Genomic DNA, 17315 nt, shown 5'->3' with positions numbered 1-17315 from the left:
TTGAGTGAGCGTCTTATCGGCTTCCGGAATCCGACCTTTAGGGTCGCCAACGGAATTTTTCGCAAAGCACTTCACGCAAACGTTAGAGCTGCGGATCGAGCAGCGCGACGACGCGCTCAAGCAGCTTTTCGGTCAGCGGGCGGCGCCGCCAGTCGTCCAGCGTGATGCGTTTCGCGTGCGTCACGTCGTCGTCGAAAATCGCGGTCTGGCGGCGCGCGAAATCGCGGTCGTAAATGTTGAGGTTGGCCTCGTCGTTCAGCTTGAAGGAGCGGCTGTCGAAGTTGGTCGAGCCGACCGACACCAGATACTCGTCGACCACGATCAGCTTGCAATGGAACATTGTCGGCTGATATTCGAACATCTCCACGCCCGCCGCCAGCAGGTCGCCCCAGCAGGCGCGCGACGCTTCCCGCACCGTATGCGTGTCGATGCGCTTGCCCGGCGTGATGATGCGCACCCGCACGCCGCGCTTCGCCGCCTCGACGATGGCGTTGATCGTCAGCTTGTCCGGCACGAAATACGCGCTGGACAGATGGATGGAGTGCGTCGCGGCGGTGATCGCCATCAGATACATGAGCTGCATGTCGTCGCTGCCGCCCGAGGGCGAGCTGCTGAACATGTGCGCGAGGCCGTCGCCTGCCGCGTCGATCTCCGGAAAATAGCGCGGACCGTGCAGGACATTGCCGGTCGCCTTGATCCAGTTGTCCATGAAGACTGCCTGCATCTGGCCGACCGCCGGGCCTTCGACCCAGAAATGCGTGTCGCGCCAGTGCTTTTCGTCCTGCGCGTGTCCGGTCCACTCGTCGGCGATGCCCACGCCGCCGGTGAAACCGATGCGTCCGTCGATCACCAGCAGCTTGCGATGCGTACGGTCGTTCATGCGGCCGAGGCCGGTCCAATGCGGCTTGTGATACTGGATGACCTCGGCGCCGGCGTCGCGCAGCATGTGCAGATAGCGCTTGTCCATCTTCGACGAACCCACCCAGTCGAGCAGCACATGTACCGAGACGCCCGATCGCGCCTTCTCCGAGAGCGTCTGGGCGAACTCCTCGCCGATTCCGCCTGACCAGTAGATGAAGGTCTCGAAGGTAATCGTGTCGCGGGCGGCGCGGATGGCGTCCAGCATCTTCGGGAAGATCTGGTCGCCGTTCAGGAGCACCTCGAAGCGGTTGCCGCCAATGACGGGCGGCCCGAGCAGCAGGCCCATCGAGCGGAGGAACTGCGGGTCGTCGCTGGCGTACTCGCGCTCTATCTTGTGTTCGATCTTCTTCTCGCCACTCGAAAGATTGGCGATGAGGAGCACGACGATCAGCGTCACTACGACAGTCAGAACAATCACGGCAAGCGTCGGCATACGCGGGCCTCGCGAAACGAACATGCGTCCGGAATGTCGATGGAAGCAGTTTTCGGGCCGCGTGCGGGTGTTTTTACCTGCTCAGCTCTTCGCGGACATCCAGCCCTGCGACTGGCCGAGTTTCTGGATCTGCTTCGCGATGGCGTCCGCGAGACGTTTTTCGTCCGACGAGACGTCCGCATGCTTCTTTTCCGAGACCGCGTGCAAGCCGCCCGACACGGCCAGCGAACTGGCCACGTGCCCCGCCGCCGCGCCGACGCCGGCCATTTCCGCCATGCCCGGCGCGTGGCCGCTGTCGGCATTGGCGTCGAATTGTTCCAGCACTTGCGGTACACCGTAGGCCGGCTTGAGCACCAGTTGCACCGTCGCGCCGACGCGGCTCTCGCCCGCCCCCAGGCCGATCACCATGCGGCGGCGGCAATTGCCCGCATCGATCGTATTGAAACTGCCTTCGATCATCAGCACGTTCTGGCCGTCGGGCGGCGGGACGTCGGCGCGAATGGCGCGCAGGCCCATCGACTGGAGCTTCGCGACGATCTCGTTCGCCACTTCCTCGCGGGCAGCGACGGCGTCCTGCGCTTGCTTGTCGGCCTGTGAATCGCCGGACATCGCCGCGCCGAGCTTCGACAGCATGCCGTGATTGTCGAGCTTGACGTCGCTGGCATCGCTGGCGAACGGGTAGACGTAGAGGGTATCGGGACGCAGCGTCTGCACGGACGCGCTCGTCGTCTGAGCGTATGCGCCGGACGCGTCCGCGGCCTGCGCGGGGTTGTCGGCACAGCCTGCCAGCAGCGCCGTACCGACGACCAGTGCGGCGAGGGTTTTGCTGAAGAAGGCGTTGATCGGGTTGAACATGATGTGGCTCCGGAAGTGTGGATTCGTTGACGGTTCGTATCGCGCGACGAGGATGCGGCGGTCTTGCTGCTGTCCTGATCCGTGATGTCATCTGTGCGTGATACGGCGTTGGGTTCCGTTGCTGTTCTACGTCCCGCGGGGTGTTCCGGTCACGCAGGCGCAACTATGGACGATGCCTTTTCATGCCGCCATCGCGCATTTATGTCGTGCGGTTTCATCCGGCGCTAAGGCCTGCGCAGCAAGGCTTTCAGGCCAGTCAAAAGATGCAGCGCGGGACAGGGCTCATGCAGATTCGGCGGGCTTCTGGTTTACTGCCGGTCACGTCATCACTTCGCATCGCGCGCCGCGCGATGCATTCCGTCACACCTGTTCAAGGAGAGAAAGATGGATCTCAAGATCGCCAACAAGCTCGCGCTCGTGTCTGGATCGACAAAAGGCATCGGGCACGCCATCGCGGTGGCGCTCGCGCGCGAGGGCGCCCGCGTGATCGTGAACGGCCGCTCGCAAGCTTCCGTCGATGCCGCGCTCACCAAACTGCGCGAGCAGGTTCCGGATGCACAGGCCGAAGGCTTCGCCGGCGACGTCTCCGACGCCGCCCAGGTCGATACGCTGGTTGCGCGCTTTCCGCACGTCGACATTCTCGTGAACAACATGGGCATCTTCGATCCGAAGCCCTTCGAGGACATCAGCGACGACGAATGGCTGCGCTTTCTCAACGCCAACGTGATGTCCGGCGTGCGCCTGTCACGCGCCTATCTTCCGAAGATGAAGGAGAAGAACTGGGGCCGCGTGGTGTTCATCAGCAGCGAGAGCGGCGTGCAGATTCCCGTCGAGATGATTCATTACGGCGTGACCAAGACCGCGCAGATCGCGCTGGCGCGCGGGCTGGCGGAAACCTGCGCGGGCACCGGCGTCACGGTCAATTCGGTGCTGCCGGGTCCGACGAGTTCGGAAGGCGTGACGGAATTCGTCGAGAAGCTGTCGGGCGGGAAGAGCTTCCACGAGTTCGAAACGCAGTTCTTCGAGGAAGCCCGGCCAACTTCGATCCTCAAGCGTTTCATCACGCCCGAGGAGATCGCCAACATGGTGGCCTATGTGTGTTCCGAACTTTCGGCGGCAACCAACGGCGCAGCCTTGCGTGCCGATGGCGGCGTGATCCGCGCGGCGTTCTGACGGCTAGCCGCCGCTGAGGCGGCGCGCCTCTTCGAGTGCTTCGACGATGGCCGCGACAGTGCGCTCGCGCGCGGCCTCATCATTCTGGCGCAGCGCGTAGGACGGGTGATAGGTCGCGACGACCTGTCGATCCTTGTACGTCACCACGCGGCCGATATGCGCCGAGAGCGTCGCGCGGCGGCCGAACAGCGCCGCCAGCGCCGTCGCACCGAGCGTGACGATGACCGGCGCGCCCACGTCGTGCAGTTCCTGTTCGAGCCAGTACGAACACGCGTCGACTTCCTGCTGCGCGGGCGTCTTGTGCAGACGCCGCTTGCCGCGCGGCTCCCATTTGAAGTGTTTCACCGCGTTGGTCAGGTACACCTGCTCGCGCGGAACGCCGGCGCGCCGCATGGCTTCGTCGAGCAACTGTCCGGCCGGGCCGACGAACGGCTCGCCTTTCAGGTCTTCCTGATCGCCGGGCTGTTCGCCGAGCAGCATGATGCGCGCGCCCGACGGTCCCGCGCCCGGCACCGCCTGCGTCGCGTGCCGCCAGAGATCGCAGCGGCGGCAGCTATCGAGCGACGTGGGCGCGTCGCGTTCGGGCTGGGCTTCGTGGGCGTCGACCTGCACGGCCTTGCCGCCGAGCGCGCCCACGCTCGACGCCTGCGCAACGCGGCGCGCGCCGCCACGTGCCGCGCTGACCATCTGCGGGATCAGCGCGCCCTCCGGCAGCCCTTTCCAGAAGCGCACCGGCATATGCTGTTCGAGCGCCGACTCGTTCAGCCGCGCGGGGTTGAAGATGCTGCGGTAATAGGTCATCCAGAGGCCTTCGGCGGCGTCGGGCGTGTCGACCGCATGTTCCGACGCCAGCGCACGGCGGCGTTCGAGTTGCAGGCGCGCGCCGTCGAACATCGCGGCGCCGTCCGGCGTTGCAATCAGCCAGGTCGAGCGGCCCATGCGCGCCGCGAAATGCTCGGCGCCCCAGGCGAGGACGTCGTGATCCGGCTCGTACCACGCGACGTATTCGGGCGCGCCGAGCGCCGCATCGCGCTGGCGAAACCGCACGTACGCGATCATGTCGTGCTGGGCGCGCCGCACCGCCTTGGCCATCTTGTAGAGACGCGCGCCGTCTTCATCGGCGGCGGAGGCCGCAGAGCGGTCGCCTTGCGCCCAGCGCCACAATACCCGGTAGAGGAAGCTCCAGCGACGCTCGTCGCGGAAATGCGCGGCGTCCTTCAGCAGCGCCGACAACTCCCGCGACACGCGGATCCGTGGCGCATCCCGTGCATCCTGTTGAGGAGCGGCTTCGTTGAACAGCGCCGGTTCGGCCTGCGCCGTGCGCCAGTCGATCGACTCGGGCGCGAGGCCCTGCGCGAGCGCATCGAGCGCGGCGGTGCGCCAGGCATCGAAATCGTCGTCGATGGAGATGATGCGCATCAGATCAGCATCAGATCAATGAGAGCTGTACCGGTCCGGTCGCAAGCGCTCGCCGCAAGTTCTCCGACGGCGTGTCCGCCAGCGGCGGCTTGTAGTCGGCCGTCACGACGAACGGCTTCAACTTTTCCATCGCGCAGCGCAGCCGGACGAGGTCGTCGTAGCGCACTCGCCGCGCGCGCCGCAATTCGACGATGCGCTTCGCATTGCGCATGCCGATGCCCGGCACACGCGCGATCATCCGCGCTGGCGCAGCGTTCAGATCGACCGGAAAGCGTTCGCGATGGGCGAGCGCCCAGGCAAGTTTCGGATCGACGTCGAGCGGCAGGTTGCCGGCATCGCCAAGCAGTTCGGCCGCGTTGAAGCCATAGCCGCGCATCAGGAAATCCGCTTGATAGAGGCGGTGTTCGCGCAGCAGCGGCGGCGCCTTCGACGGCACGCCCGACGGACTGTCCGGAATCGGGCTGAACGCGGAGTAGTACACGCGCTTCAGCTGATAGGAACCATAGAGCGTTTCGGCGGTGCCGAGGATGGTGCGGTCATCGGTTTCATCGGCGCCGACGATCATTTGCGTGCTCTGCCCCGCCGGCGCAAAACGCGGCGCGCGCGGCTCCGCTTCCGACTCCTCGCGAGCGACGCGAATGTTGCCCATGGCGAGCTTGATGGTGCGGCCGCTTTTTTCGGGCGCGAGGCGTTCAAGGCTGATTTCCGTCGGCAACTCGATGTTCACGCTCAGCCGGTCGGCATAGCGGCCGGCCAGCGCGATGAGTTCCGGATCGGCGTCGGGGATGGTCTTCAGATGGATATAGCCGCGAAAGTGATGTTTCTCACGCAGCGATTTCGCGACCTGCACGAGCTGGTCCATTGTGTAGTTCGACGAGCGGATCACGCCGGAACTGAGAAACAGCCCGTCGATGTAATTGCGGCGGTAGAAGTCCAGCGTGAGGTTCACGACTTCGTCGGGCGTGAAGCGCGCTCGCGGCACGTTGCTGGAACGGCGGTTGACGCAATACTGGCAGTCGTACAGACAGAAGTTGGTCAGCAGAATCTTGAGCAGCGAGACACAGCGCCCGTCCGGCGTGAAGCTGTGGCAGATGCCGGAGCCGGTGCTGGCGCCGAGGCCGTCGATGCCGCGCGATTCACGCTTGGGCGCCCCGCCGCTCGCACACGACGCGTCGTACTTGGCGGCGTCGGCGAGTATTTCGAGCTTTTCGGAGAGTTCCATCTTAAGGGCGATACTGTGTTTATATACAGTATCTCATGTCGGGTGAGGGTTGAGAAGGAGGTTGACTGGGGAGTTGTCGCAACACTTCCGCAGGTTGCGGGCCCGGCGTTTCAAAATTTATTCAATGCTATTTAAGCGCTCATATGCGAGCGTCAAAGCCGATTTATCGCTCATGCATGAGCGTTTGATCCGAATTTATTGACTTCCAGAAGCTTCCCTGTCGATAATGCGTAAAAATATTCCACCTTGATCTAACCGCTCACTGGTGCATGCCTAAAAATGATAATCGCTCACATGTGAGCGGTTCAGCCGAAAATGGGTTGCCCCCTCCGCCCGTTGCCCGTGCTTTGAAAAAGCTGGGCGCCGATCTCGCGCTGGCGCGCCGGCGCCGACGTCTTACGCAAGCGTCGATGGCCGAACGCATACAGACATCGGTCGCCACCTTGCGACGCCTGGAGCATGGCGACGCGCGCATTCCTATCGGACTGATCGCGCGAGCATTCATGATTCTGGGCGAACTGGACAAGATAGATGGCCTGCTGGACTCGGCCTCCGACGAGATAGGCCTCACGCTGATGAACCAGGAGTTACCGCAGCGCATTCGAAAGAAGCGCATCACCCCTGAATCGGGGGCGCTATGAGAGGTGCTGCCGTGCGCCAGAATGTGCGCGTCGTGGTGGGAGACAGTGCCATTCCGGTGGGTGCGCTGACCTTCAATAAGGACGGCGCCCGTCAGAGCACGACCTTTGCCTATGATCACGCCTGGCTCTCGGCTGACAACCGTTTTGAAATCTCGCCCGATCTGCCGCTGGTCGAGGGCCATCAATTTCGCAGGGCGCCGAGCCGTGAAGATTCGATCTTCCATTTCGCGTTCGCCGATACTGAGCCGGATGGCTGGGGGTGCCGGGTCATTGCACGGGATCATGCGAAGCAGCGGCGCGCCGCGCGGTTGAACGGAGAACCGCCGTCCAGCGCGGCGCTCACCGAGCTGGATTACTTGCTCGGCGTTGACGACCAGAGCCGCGTTGGTGCGCTCAGGCTGACGGACGCGAATGGCCGTTTCCTGCGGCCCCATGCGCCGCGCGACCGGGGCACGCCGCCTTTGATCGAACTGGCTCAACTCATCGGCGCCTCCCGTGCGGTCGAGCTGAATCAGGAAACCGAGGCGGACCTGCAATACCTTCGGGGCCGGGGCACGTCGCTCGGTGGCATGCGTCCCAAGTGCACGTTGCTCGACCAGGACGGCCATCTTGCCATCGGCAAGTTTCCCAGCGTTCAGGACGAGCGCTGTGTCACGCGTGGCGAAGTGCTCGCCTTGAGACTGGCCGACGCGGCGGGCATCAGGGCGGCCCACGCGCGCATTGTCGTGTCGGAAGACGTCCCGGTGGCCCTTGTGCGGCGTTTCGACCGCGCGGCGTCGGGCGGACGCATTCCTTATTTGTCGGCGGCGTCGATGCTCCAGGCGTCGCGCACCGACGATCATGCCTACACCGAGATTGCGGACGTGATCGTCGCACGGTGCGTCGATCCGCGACGCGACCTGGAAGAACTGTGGCGGCGGCTCGTCTTCAATCTGCTCATCACCAACGTCGACGATCACCTTCAGAACCATGGCTTCCTGCATGTCGAGCACGGCCAATGGCAACTCGCGCCGGCCTTCGACCTGAACCCTTTTCCGGACAAGGATCCCGAGCTGAAGCTATGGATCAATGAAACGGACGGCCCGGTCGATTCCATCGATGCCGTCATGCGGGAAGCCCTTTATTTCAGACTGTCCGACAGCAGCGCAGAGCGCATTCTTCGACAAGTCACCAGCGCGCTTGCCGATTGGCGGCGCGTGGCGCAATCGGCGGAAATCGGCATGCGCGCCGCCGATCTGGAGGCCTTCGCGCCCGCCTTCGAGAACGCTCAGATGCAACGCGCGATGGCATGGGTTTGACTCTTGCGGAGGGTTTGCGATGGTTTTGCGATGGTTTTGCGACGGTTTTGCGATGGTTTTGCGATGGGTTCGCGATGGGTTCGCGAAGGCTTTGCGAAGGCTTTGCGACGCCTCCAACCTTGCCCTGCCCCAAACGGAAACTGGAGATTGTGATGCGCTTCGACTACAAGACTTTCCACATCGACTGCACGGCCCGTCACGACCAGGACGGCGGCTTTTACGCTCACGCGCGGATCACGCGTGCTCATGGCGAACCGGCGGCGCAACTGGAGATTTTCGACTCAGGCGATCTGGACACATTTGCGAACGAATCGGATGCGCTGCACTGCGCTCGGGCTTGGGCGATTGAATGGTGTGACGAGGCGCTGGCCTGACGCGTTGGGTCTTTCCTGTTTGCGAGGCACGAGCCTTGCGCGATGTAAGGCGCATAGCTGCGGCGTCGAGCCTGACGGCCTATGCGCAATCATCCATAAATGGGAGGACACATCATGAAGAGCGCGAAGAAGGGCTTGCTGGTTTCCACGATGTTGCTGGCTTTGTCGGGCGCGGCATTCGCGCAGGGCGCGGGCGGCGGAGCCGGAGGCGGCGCTGGGGGCGGCACGGCGGGCGGTAACGGCGCTGGCCAGGGCGGCACGGGCATGAGCACGCCGAACAGCGAGGGGGTGACGGGCACGACGTCTGGCGCATCGGGTGCGAACACGATGGGTTCGCAACATGGCTCGAGCAAGATGCAGAAGAACAAGAAGAGCGGCATGGATTCGGGCACGTCGAGCGGCGGCGCAGCGAAATCCAATTAAAAAAAGCAGCGCGATACTGCCGAAACGGCCCGGCAGTATCGCCAACCCCAAACACATCCAACCCGCGTTGGTTTCCCTTGCGTTCCCATCGGCAGCGCGTAGCGCTGGGCCGGCGCTTTCAATGGCTGCACCAGTTTGCTAAACGGCAGTTTGTCTCAGTGGGTCTGCGAACCAAGCCGGGGGGCCTTGAGGGCACTCGCTACTGCCGGCCCAGGGAGACCGGGCGTCACCGCCGCATCCCTCACAAAGCACTGCATAGACTCTTCGACGGTTTCCCTTGCATGCGGCGGCGCGTAGCGCTGGGCCGGCGCTTTCAATGGCTGCACCAGTTTGCTAGATGGCAGTTTGTCTCAGTGGGTCCGCGATCCAAGCCGGTGGGCCTTGAGGGCACACGCTACTGCCGGGCCAGGGAGACCGGGCGTCACCGCCGCATCCCTCCCAAAGCACTGCATAGATCCTTCGACGGTTTCCCTTGCATGCCCTGCGGCAGCGCGTAGCGCTGAGCCGGCGCTATCAATGGCTGCACCAGTTGGCTAAACGGCAGTTTGTCTCAGTGGGTCTGCGATCCAAGCCGGGTGGGGATTTTGAGGGCACTCGCTATTGCCGGGCCAGAAGCGTGGTTCTGTGCTGCGCCGTGGGGTGACGCTGGGCGGTAGGAAAGCTGCTTTCTTTGGTGACTTTCTTTGCAGCACGCAAAGAAAGTTACCCCCGCCCCGGGGAGGGGCAGTGCCGATAGACCGACGCGAAACCGGGAAGTTCATGAAAGCACAGGCGAGGGTCAAGAGCCCACCCGGGGAAGGGACTCAATCAAACCGAGTCATCCACCTGAACGAAGCGCAGGCAGACTCCCCGGGCATCAACACCGCCCCACCCTTCAACGCGTGCTCGACAGAAAAGAGATTGACCCAATCGGCCACATTGCTCACGGGCTCGACGCAAAGCAAATCCGGATACGCCGCAGGCGCATACACGACCATATGCGCGAAGCGAGGATCGGCAGAAAGCGTGACAGACCGACGCTCATCGGGCCACTCCACAATCGCAGTGCGCGACCAGCAAGCATAGTTATTGTCGAGATCGAAGGCATCGGCGGACATGCCTTCTTGCGACGCCATTGCGTCCACGCTGGGATGCGCGCCGGCATGCGTGGGCAGCAGATCAGAAGTGCTGTGCCACATCGCCCTGACGCGCGCATGAATGCGCGTATTAACGCTGCGCGGATAGTACGGATGATGCCCCATGCCAAACGGCATAGGCCGATCGGCCAGATTGCGCATGGACAGCGTTACGCTCAGGCTATCGGCGTCGAGTGTGAAGTCCTGCGCTGCTTCATAGGCAAATGGCCAGTGGTGCGCTGCTTCCGGAGAAGGCTCATGCCGCAAGGCCAGCCGCGCCCGCCTATCCGAAAAATCGTCCACCCGCCAAGGCAAGCGCCAGGCATTACCGTGCAATGCGTGCGGAAACGCGTTCCCATCGCCGGACAGATCCACAACCGCACCTTGAAAAACGAACCGCGCATCGCGAATCCGATTGCAGTACGGCAGAAGCGGAAAACTCGCCATGCCCAGCGGATCGCGCGCAGCCAGCGCCTCCGACGTAGCAGGACGCAGCCAGTGAACCGTCCGACCATCGCGGAATTCGTCGAAAGCGGCAATTGCGCCGCCAATGTCCGGCGCCAACAGCACGCGCCGCCCCTCGTGGCGCAACTCGACGAGACGTGCGGAAGCAGGCGTGCTCAATATGCGAACTGCCGGTAGTTTTCATCGAAGGTCCGCGCAGTCTCATCCACTTGCGGATTGAAACGCAGCAGACGCCGTGCGCGCGCGGGCAACGCGGCAAACACGTCGCGCGGCACGTCGATATGCACTTCGGGCCGGAAATACCACGCCCGGCTGTAGCCAATCACGACCATCGGGCGCGGCTCACCGGTCAGGTTCGGCGTACCGCGATGCAAGCCGCGCACGTCGCGAATCATCACGTCGCCGACTTGCATCGGCACGCGCTCCGCCGGGAACCGCCCCGCTTCCAGACCGGCGAGCGCCTCGTCGCGAGACAGCCGATGCGTGCCGCGCGTGGTTTCCAGCGGACCGTTGCTGTCGTCGACATCGACGAGCGGGAAGTTCACCGCGAGCTGGAAGGAAGGCGTCTCGGGCGCGTCGTCGAAGAGCGGCGGCGTGTCGCGATGCCACTCCTGATGCACCGAGCCAAGCACCGGCGTGTCCGTGGCGAGCTGGCACATCACCGGATCCGGCCCGGCGACTCTTTCGACGATGCCCACGATGTCTTCGTCGCAAAAGATGGCCGGGTCCGCGAAGCCGCCTTCGAACGGCAGCGTCACGTAATAGCGGCCCGGTCCGCGATTGCCGCTGGTCGAGGCCTCGAGCGCCTGCTCCACATGCGGTTGCAGCAGCGGCGCGAAGGCGTCGCGCCAAGCCTCGATCGTCGCGCGCGAGAAGTGATTGCGCAGCACGACGAAACCGTCCCGCTCGAACGATGCGGCGAGTGTGTCTCGCGTGCCTTCGTCGTACTTGCCCATGCGCCGTCTCCTTGAGCGTTGGTCAAAGCAGAATCGCACGCGCGTAATCGATTCGTCAATATTATTAGTAATAACCGGTGAAAACCCTGAGCCAATATGACCAAGAAATGCGTGCTTTCCGCAGCATTCATCACTAATATTAGTGACAAGTTTCGCCCTGCCTGGCCTGTCGAACAACAGAAAAGGATCCAGCCGCCCGACGCGGCCTGCACGATGAAAAAGACGACGCAACGCCGCCCGACGATGACCGACATCGCGAAACTCACCGGAGTCTCGCAGTCCACGGTTTCGCTCGTGCTGAACAACGCGAGCGGCGCGAAGTTCTCGGACGCCACGCGCGACAAGGTGTTGCGCGCGGCCCAGGATCTCGGCTATCGCATGACGCAGCGCGAGCCGGCCGAGCCGCTCGGCAACGCAAGCGAACGCAACCTGATCGTCTATCTCGCCGATGAAATCTCGACGAGTCCGCATCCGGTCGTGAGCATCGACGGCGCGCGCGACGCAGCCTTCGCCCATGGCCGCATGCTCGCGGTCTATTCGACACACGGCAATGCGGAAATTGAAGCGCGCGTGCTCGATGCGACGCTGGGCAATCCGGACGTGCTCGGCGTCATCTACGCCACCGTCTATACGCGCCGCGTGACGCTGCCGGCCGCGCTCGCCCGCGTGCCCACGGTGCTGCTCAACTGCTATGCGAACGAGGCGAACGTGTCCTCGGTGGTGCCCGCCGAAGTCGCGGGCGGCCACAGCGCCACCGATCACCTGTTGAGCGCGGGCCACCGGCGCATCGGCTATATCAACGGCGAGCCCTGGCAGGACGCCGCGCGCGACCGGTTGAAGGGCTATCGCACGGCGCTTGCCACGGCGGACCTGCCGTTCGCGCCGGAACTCGTGCGCGAAGGCGACTGGAGCCCGCACACCGGCTTCGAACAGACGCTTGCGCTGATGCGTGAGCCGAACCCGCCCACCGCCATCTTCTGCGCGAACGACCTGATGGCGCTCGGCGCCATCGAGGCGCTCAAGCAACTCGGCCTGCGCGTGCCCGACGACGTCTCCGTCCTCGGCTACGACGATCAGGAAATCGCGCGGCATACGCATCCGCCGTTGTCGACGGTGGTGCTGCCCAACTATGAACTGGGCCGCTGGGCGGTGGACACGCTGTTGCAGGAGGAAGAGAACCGCACCGCGGGCGCGCCGGTGCGGCGCCGCACCGTAAAGATCGACGGACCGCTGATCGAGCGCGGCTCGGTCAGGGTCATCAGCGAAACAAAGCAGCTCGCCATTAATAATATTAGCGATTGACGGTTAATAAACCGCCACCGCGCAGCAGGAACGCAGAACACTCTCGCAGCACGCAGACCGGGCAACACAAGCATCGGCATCACTAGAAAAAGGCAAACCATCCTATGGAGGAAGACATGCTGTCGCTAGAGAAGAAATCACGCTTGGGCCTGCGCCCGCTCGCTGCCGTACTCGCCACCCTGACGTTCGCCGCCGGTATCGGCGCGGCGCATGCCGCCGACGACGGCCTGCCGAAAATCCCGAACAAGAAACCGTTGAAGGTGGGTTTCGCGCAGACGGAGAGCAACAACCCGTGGCGCCTGGCCGAAACCAAGAGCTTCAAGGACATCGCGGCGAAGTGCGGCTGGCAGATGGTCATGACCGATGCCAACAGTTCGGCGGCGAAGCAGGTGTCGGACATCCAGAGCATGATCGCGCAGCACGTGGATCTGCTGGTGTTTCCGCCGCGTGAAGAGAAGCCGCTCGTGCCGGTGGTCATGCAGGCCAAGAAGGCGGGCATTCCGGTGATCCTTGTGGATCGCAACATCGACCAGTCGATGGCGAAGGCGGGCAAGGACTACATCACCTTCATCGGCTCCGACTTCATCGATCAGGGTCACCGCGCCGCCGACTGGCTTGTGAAAGCCACCAACGGCAAGGCGACCATCATCGAACTGGAAGGCTCGACGGGCGCATCCGCCGCGAACGACCGCAAGAAGGGTTTCGACGATGTCATCGCGAAGAACCCGGGCATGAAGATCGTGGCGTCGCAGAGCGGCGACTTCGCACGCGACAAGGGCCGTCAGGTCATGGAGACGCTGCTCCAGGCGCATCCGGACGTGACCGCCGTCTACGCGCACAACGACGAAATGGCGCTCGGCGCCATCGCCGCGATCAAGGCGGCCGGCAAGCAGCCTGGCAAGGACATCCAGATCGTGACCATCGACGGCACCAAGGGCGGTCTCGAAGCCATCAAGGCCGGCGAACTCGGCGCGAGCGTGCAGTCGAGTCCGTTCTTCGGCCCGCTGGCCTGCGACGTCGCGCAGAAGTATGCGAAGGGCGAAACGATTCCGCCGTGGGTGAAGGTGTCCGACCGCTTCTACGACAAGAGCAACGTCGACGCGAGCATGCAGTACGGGTACTGAAGCGAAGTGTGTGTGTCTTGCGGGCGCCTGAAAGCGGGCGCTCGCTTTTTCATTTCGACGGACTCACGGCATGGCTCAGACTCCCCTTCTCGACATGCAGGACATCGACATCGCCTTCGGCGGCGTCGCCGCGCTTAAGCACGCGCGCCTCACCGTTGCCGCGGGCGAAGTGCATGCGCTGATCGGCCAGAACGGCGCGGGCAAATCGACCCTCATCAAGATCCTGACCGGCGCCTATCGCAAGAGCGCAGGCACGGTGCGCTTCGACGGCCGCGAAGTCGATTTCCGCACGCCGAAGGAAGCGCGCGAGGCAGGCATCAGCACGATCTATCAGGAGATCAACCTGGTGCCGTTCCGCTCCGTTGCCGAGAACATCTTTCTCGGCCGCGAACCGCGCCGCTTTGGCCTGATCGACTGGAAGAGCGTGCAGCGGCGTGCGTCGGAACTGCTCGAATCGTTCGGTTTGCATATTGACGTCAAGAAACCGGTGCTCGACTACTCCACCGCGATCCAGCAGATGGTGGCGCTGGCGCGCGCGGTGTCGTCGGACGCGAAGATGGTCATCATGGACGAATCCACGTCCTCGCTCGACGAGCGTGAAGTCGAATTGCTGTTCAGCGTGGTGCGCCGTTTGCGCGACGACGGCCGCGCAGTGATCTTCGTCTCGCACCGGCTCGATGAACTGTACGCGCTATGCGACCGCGTCACGGTGATGCGCGATGGCCAGACCGTCGCCGAAAGCACGATGCAGGAGATGGACAAGCTCAAGCTCGTCACGACGATGCTCGGCCGCACGCTCGCCGCCGTCGTGCACGAAGACAGCGCGGTGAAGGAAGCGAATCTCGCGAAGCGCGGCCCGGTGGCGCTCGCCGCGCAAGGCCTGGCGGCAGGCGCGAAAGTGACCGACGTATCGCTCGACGTCCACGCGGGCGAAGCAGTGGGCCTCGCGGGTCTGCTCGGCTCGGGCCGCACCGAGACCATGCGCCTGCTGTTCGGCGCGGACCGCCCCGCGAAGGGCACGCTGGCCGTGAACGGCGAGAGCGCTGCGTTCAAGTCGCCGAAGGATGCGATCGCGCGCGGCGTCGCTTATCTGACGGAAGACCGCAAGGCCGAAGGCATCGTGCCGGAGCTCTCCGTGCGCGACAACCTCACGCTCGTCTGCCTGCCCGCGTTGACGAAACGCGGCGTCGTCGATGTCGCAAGGCAGCGCGAGATCGTCGATGGCTTCATCGAGTCGCTCGGCATCAAGCTGCGTTCACCCGACCAGCCCATCCGCGAATTGTCCGGCGGCAACCAGCAAAAGGTGTTGCTGGCGCGCTGGCTTGCCACGCAGCCGCGCCTCCTGCTGCTCGACGAACCGACGCGCGGCATCGATGTCGGCGCGAAGGCGGATGTCGCGAAGATCGTGCGCGAGCTGCGCGATTCGGGGCTCGCCGTGCTGCTGTCGGCATCCGAACTCGAAGAGCTGACCGCGGTCGCCGACCGCGCCGTGGTGATCCGCGACGGCGAGACCGTCGCGCAACTGGACGGCGCGCAGATGAACGAGGCCGCGATCATGGACGCCATCGCCTACGGCGCGGGCGAACAATCGACGCTGGCCGAAGCCGTGGAAACGACTGCGCGAGGAAGCGAATGATGATCGACAAGACCCAACCGGCCGGCGCCCTCGCGTCCGCCGCGCCGGCGAAGAAACGACGTGGCATCGCGATCCAGCGCGAGATTGCCGTGCTGCTCGCGATGATCGTCTTCAACCTGATCTTCACGCAGCATTTCGTGTCGCTGCAGACCTTCAACGTGAATCTCACGCAGGTGGTGACGATCGTGATCGTCGGCATCGGCATGACGCTGGTCGTGGCGACGGGCGGCATCGACCTCTCCGTGGGCGCCTCGATGGCGATTGCCGGCGCGCTCGCGCCGATGCTCTTCACGAACATCGCAGGCCCGCTCGGCATCGTGCTCGCGTTCACGCTGCCGGTGCTCGCCGCCGCCGTGTGCGGCGTCTTCAACGGCTTTCTCGTCACGCGCCTGAACGTGCAGCCCATCGTCGCGACGCTCGTGTTGTTCATCGCGGGACGCGGCATTGCGCAAGTAGTCACCGACGGCAGCCTGCAAGCCTTCAACAATCCCGCGTTCCAGTGGATCGCGCTCGGCAAGGTCGCGGGCGTGCCGTTCCAGATCCTGCTGATGCTCGTGCTCGTCGCTGTGTTCACGTGGATCGTGCGCAAGACCCTGTTCGGCAAGTACCTGCTCGTGACGGGCGGCAACGAAGCCGCCGCCTATCTCTCGGGCATTCCGACCACCCGCGTGAAGATGCTCGCCTATACCGCGTGCGCGGCGCTTGCGGGGCTCGCCGGGCTGATTTCGATCTCGGTGAATTCGTCGTCGGATGCGAACGTCGTGGGCCTGGGCGTGGAACTCGATGCCATTGCGGCCGTCGCCGTGGGCGGCACCGCGCTCACGGGCGGCAAGGCCCATATCACCGGCACGCTGATCGGCGCGCTGATCATCCAGCTGCTGCGCTACACGCTGCTCGCGCACGGCATTCCGGACGCCGCCGCGCTCGTGCTGAAGGCCGCGATCATCATCGCCGCCGTGTACGTGCAACGCAAGCGAGGCTGAGCCGCTCATGAAAAAGAACTTGCCCATCCTGATCGCGCTCGCCGCGCTGCTCGTGCTCGGCGTCACGCGCTACGAGCATTTCGCCGACGCCTACAACATCACGTCGTTCTGGCGCTACAACTCGATGTTCCTGCTGATCTCCATCGGCATGGCCTTCGTCATCATCACGGGCGGCATCGATCTCTCGGTCGGCGCAGTGGCCGCGCTGGCGAGCGTCGTGGCGGCGCTGGCCAGCGGACATGGCGTCGTGGCCGGCGTGCTTGCCGGTTCGCTCGCGGGCCTCGCGGTCGGCGTGCTGAACGGACTCGTCATCACGCACATGCGCATCCTGCCGTTCATCGTCACGCTGGCAACGAGCCTCGGTGCGCACGGACTCGCGCTGCTGCTCGGTCATAACGATGCAGTCGCCATTTCGTCCGATACCAATTTCGCCGCCTTCGGCCAGGGGGATTTTCTCGGGCTGCCGATTCCAGGCATCGTCTGCGCGGTGCTCGCGGTGATCGGCTGGCTGGCGCTGCGCAGTTCGCGCTTTGGACGGCATGCGCTGGCTATCGGCGGAAGCGAGGAAGCGTCGCGTCTGATGGGGCTGAACGTGGATCGCACGCTCGTCTTCGTGTATGCCGTCAGCGGTCTGCTCGCGGGCATCGCGGGCGCGATCCTCGCCGCGCAATTCGGTGCGGGCCAGCCGAACGAAGGCGTCGGCTGGGAACTGTTCGCCATCTCTGCCGTGGTGCTCGGCGGCACCCGGCTGACCGGCGGCGAGGGTTCCATCGCGATGACCATCGCCGGCGTGGCGCTGCTCGGGCTCGTGTTCAACCTGCTCAACTTCGAGAACGGGCTGGGCTATATCTCGTTGTCCGCGTACTGGCAGTCGGTGATTCGCGGCATGTTCCTGTTGCTCGTCATCGTGTTGCAGGCGCGGGTGCTGAAGCGCGGCGTCGCGACGGAGACGCCCGTCGCGCGATGAATCCAGTG

Annotated in this window: 16 protein-coding genes; 10 read left to right on the top strand and 6 right to left on the bottom strand. The window is 64.2% G+C overall.

Annotation, left to right across the window (positions count from 1 at the left end; translation table 11 throughout):
• Window positions 1-82 precede the first annotated feature (82 nt).
• Complete coding sequence (gene cls, locus QCE69_RS23635; RefSeq protein WP_309923569.1) at window positions 83-1354, bottom strand: cardiolipin synthase; 1272 nt, start codon at window positions 1352-1354, stop codon at window positions 83-85.
• An 81-nt stretch (window positions 1355-1435) separates the two neighbouring features.
• Window positions 1436-2209, bottom strand: a complete 774-nt coding sequence (locus QCE69_RS23630; RefSeq protein ID WP_309933318.1) for a DUF4410 domain-containing protein — start codon at window positions 2207-2209, stop codon at window positions 1436-1438.
• A gap of 384 nt (window positions 2210-2593) precedes the next feature.
• On the opposite strand from QCE69_RS23630, the gene QCE69_RS23625 reads away from it, so the two are divergent.
• Window positions 2594-3382: an SDR family oxidoreductase gene (locus tag QCE69_RS23625; RefSeq protein WP_309923565.1), complete on the top strand. Its 789-nt coding sequence runs from the start codon at window positions 2594-2596 to the stop codon at window positions 3380-3382.
• A gap of 3 nt (window positions 3383-3385) precedes the next feature.
• Here the strand turns inward: QCE69_RS23625 and QCE69_RS23620 are convergent, their stop codons facing one another.
• Both QCE69_RS23620 and QCE69_RS23615 read right to left on the bottom strand, forming a co-directional pair.
• Window positions 3386-4801 (bottom strand): UdgX family uracil-DNA binding protein, encoded by a 1416-nt coding sequence (locus QCE69_RS23620; protein WP_309933316.1) that lies wholly within the window; start codon window positions 4799-4801, stop codon window positions 3386-3388.
• A gap of 10 nt (window positions 4802-4811) precedes the next feature.
• Window positions 4812-6023, bottom strand: coding sequence for a putative DNA modification/repair radical SAM protein (locus QCE69_RS23615; RefSeq protein WP_309933314.1), 1212 nt, complete (start codon window positions 6021-6023; stop codon window positions 4812-4814).
• A 347-nt stretch (window positions 6024-6370) separates the two neighbouring features.
• Between QCE69_RS23615 and QCE69_RS23610 the strand changes: the two genes are divergently transcribed.
• From QCE69_RS23610 to QCE69_RS23595, 4 genes are all read left to right on the top strand, one after another.
• The gene (locus tag QCE69_RS23610; RefSeq protein WP_309933312.1) at window positions 6371-6664 is read left to right on the top strand and encodes a helix-turn-helix domain-containing protein; all 294 of its coding nucleotides are present in this window, start codon (window positions 6371-6373) and stop codon (window positions 6662-6664) included.
• Window positions 6661-7962: a type II toxin-antitoxin system HipA family toxin gene (locus tag QCE69_RS23605; protein ID WP_409021228.1), complete on the top strand. Its 1302-nt coding sequence runs from the start codon at window positions 6661-6663 to the stop codon at window positions 7960-7962. Before QCE69_RS23610 ends, QCE69_RS23605 begins: the two co-directional genes overlap by 4 nt.
• 152 nt (window positions 7963-8114) lie before the next feature.
• Window positions 8115-8336: a hypothetical protein gene (locus QCE69_RS23600; RefSeq protein WP_309933309.1), complete on the top strand. Its 222-nt coding sequence runs from the start codon at window positions 8115-8117 to the stop codon at window positions 8334-8336.
• A gap of 114 nt (window positions 8337-8450) precedes the next feature.
• Complete coding sequence (locus QCE69_RS23595) at window positions 8451-8759, top strand: hypothetical protein (protein ID WP_309923554.1); 309 nt, start codon at window positions 8451-8453, stop codon at window positions 8757-8759.
• Between the two features lie 803 nt (window positions 8760-9562).
• Here the strand turns inward: QCE69_RS23595 and QCE69_RS23590 are convergent.
• Window positions 9563-10498 (bottom strand): aldose 1-epimerase, encoded by a 936-nt coding sequence (locus tag QCE69_RS23590; protein WP_309923551.1) that lies wholly within the window; start codon window positions 10496-10498, stop codon window positions 9563-9565.
• Window positions 10495-11295, bottom strand: a complete 801-nt coding sequence (locus QCE69_RS23585; RefSeq protein WP_309923549.1) for a phytanoyl-CoA dioxygenase family protein — start codon at window positions 11293-11295, stop codon at window positions 10495-10497. The genes QCE69_RS23590 and QCE69_RS23585 overlap by 4 nt, the downstream gene beginning before the upstream one ends.
• A 213-nt stretch (window positions 11296-11508) precedes the next feature.
• Between QCE69_RS23585 and QCE69_RS23580 the strand changes: the two genes are divergently transcribed.
• The 5 genes from QCE69_RS23580 to QCE69_RS23560 all read left to right on the top strand — a co-directional run bounded on the left by QCE69_RS23580 (window position 11509) and on the right by QCE69_RS23560 (window position 17307).
• The gene (locus QCE69_RS23580) at window positions 11509-12597 is read left to right on the top strand and encodes a LacI family DNA-binding transcriptional regulator (RefSeq protein WP_309933308.1); all 1089 of its coding nucleotides are present in this window, start codon (window positions 11509-11511) and stop codon (window positions 12595-12597) included.
• Between the two features lie 116 nt (window positions 12598-12713).
• The gene (locus tag QCE69_RS23575) at window positions 12714-13721 is read left to right on the top strand and encodes an ABC transporter substrate-binding protein (RefSeq protein WP_309933306.1); all 1008 of its coding nucleotides are present in this window, start codon (window positions 12714-12716) and stop codon (window positions 13719-13721) included.
• 70 nt (window positions 13722-13791) lie between these two features.
• Window positions 13792-15357 carry a sugar ABC transporter ATP-binding protein gene (locus QCE69_RS23570; RefSeq protein WP_309923544.1) on the top strand — a complete coding sequence of 522 codons (1566 nt, stop codon included), beginning with the start codon at window positions 13792-13794 and terminating at the stop codon, window positions 15355-15357.
• Entirely contained in the window at window positions 15357-16340 is a 984-nt protein-coding gene (locus QCE69_RS23565; RefSeq protein ID WP_409021239.1) for an ABC transporter permease, read from the top strand. The genes QCE69_RS23570 and QCE69_RS23565 overlap by 1 nt, the downstream gene beginning before the upstream one ends.
• Window positions 16341-16347: 7 nt before the next feature.
• A complete protein-coding gene (locus QCE69_RS23560) occupies window positions 16348-17307 on the top strand; it encodes an ABC transporter permease (protein WP_309933303.1) in 960 nt (319 codons plus the stop codon).
• The last annotated feature ends 8 nt before the right edge of the window (window positions 17308-17315 follow it).

This window comes from Caballeronia sp. LZ032 (assembly GCF_031451315.1).
Classification (GTDB): Bacteria; Pseudomonadota; Gammaproteobacteria; order Burkholderiales; family Burkholderiaceae; genus Caballeronia.
The sequence above is the reverse complement of the archived record's forward strand: the minus strand, read 5'-3'. Positions and strand labels throughout refer to the sequence as shown.

Bases quoted from the DNA above. Each gene is read 5' to 3' on its own strand.
- cls (WP_309923569.1), bottom strand. From the start codon at position 1,354: ATGCCGACGCTTGCCGTGATTGTTCTGACTGTCGTAGTGACGCTGATC.
- QCE69_RS23630 (WP_309933318.1), bottom strand. From the start codon at position 2,209: ATGTTCAACCCGATCAACGCCTTCTTCAGCAAAACCCTCGCCGCACTG.
- QCE69_RS23625 (WP_309923565.1), top strand. From the start codon at position 2,594: ATGGATCTCAAGATCGCCAACAAGCTCGCGCTCGTGTCTGGATCGACA.
- QCE69_RS23620 (WP_309933316.1), bottom strand. From the start codon at position 4,801: ATGCGCATCATCTCCATCGACGACGATTTCGATGCCTGGCGCACCGCC.
- QCE69_RS23615 (WP_309933314.1), bottom strand. From the start codon at position 6,023: ATGGAACTCTCCGAAAAGCTCGAAATACTCGCCGACGCCGCCAAGTAC.
- QCE69_RS23605 (WP_409021228.1), top strand. From the start codon at position 6,661: ATGAGAGGTGCTGCCGTGCGCCAGAATGTGCGCGTCGTGGTGGGAGAC.
- QCE69_RS23600 (WP_309933309.1), top strand. From the start codon at position 8,115: ATGCGCTTCGACTACAAGACTTTCCACATCGACTGCACGGCCCGTCAC.
- QCE69_RS23595 (WP_309923554.1), top strand. From the start codon at position 8,451: ATGAAGAGCGCGAAGAAGGGCTTGCTGGTTTCCACGATGTTGCTGGCT.
- QCE69_RS23585 (WP_309923549.1), bottom strand. From the start codon at position 11,295: ATGGGCAAGTACGACGAAGGCACGCGAGACACACTCGCCGCATCGTTC.
- QCE69_RS23580 (WP_309933308.1), top strand. From the start codon at position 11,509: ATGAAAAAGACGACGCAACGCCGCCCGACGATGACCGACATCGCGAAA.
- QCE69_RS23575 (WP_309933306.1), top strand. From the start codon at position 12,714: ATGCTGTCGCTAGAGAAGAAATCACGCTTGGGCCTGCGCCCGCTCGCT.
- QCE69_RS23570 (WP_309923544.1), top strand. From the start codon at position 13,792: ATGGCTCAGACTCCCCTTCTCGACATGCAGGACATCGACATCGCCTTC.
- QCE69_RS23565 (WP_409021239.1), top strand. From the start codon at position 15,357: ATGATCGACAAGACCCAACCGGCCGGCGCCCTCGCGTCCGCCGCGCCG.
- QCE69_RS23560 (WP_309933303.1), top strand. From the start codon at position 16,348: ATGAAAAAGAACTTGCCCATCCTGATCGCGCTCGCCGCGCTGCTCGTG.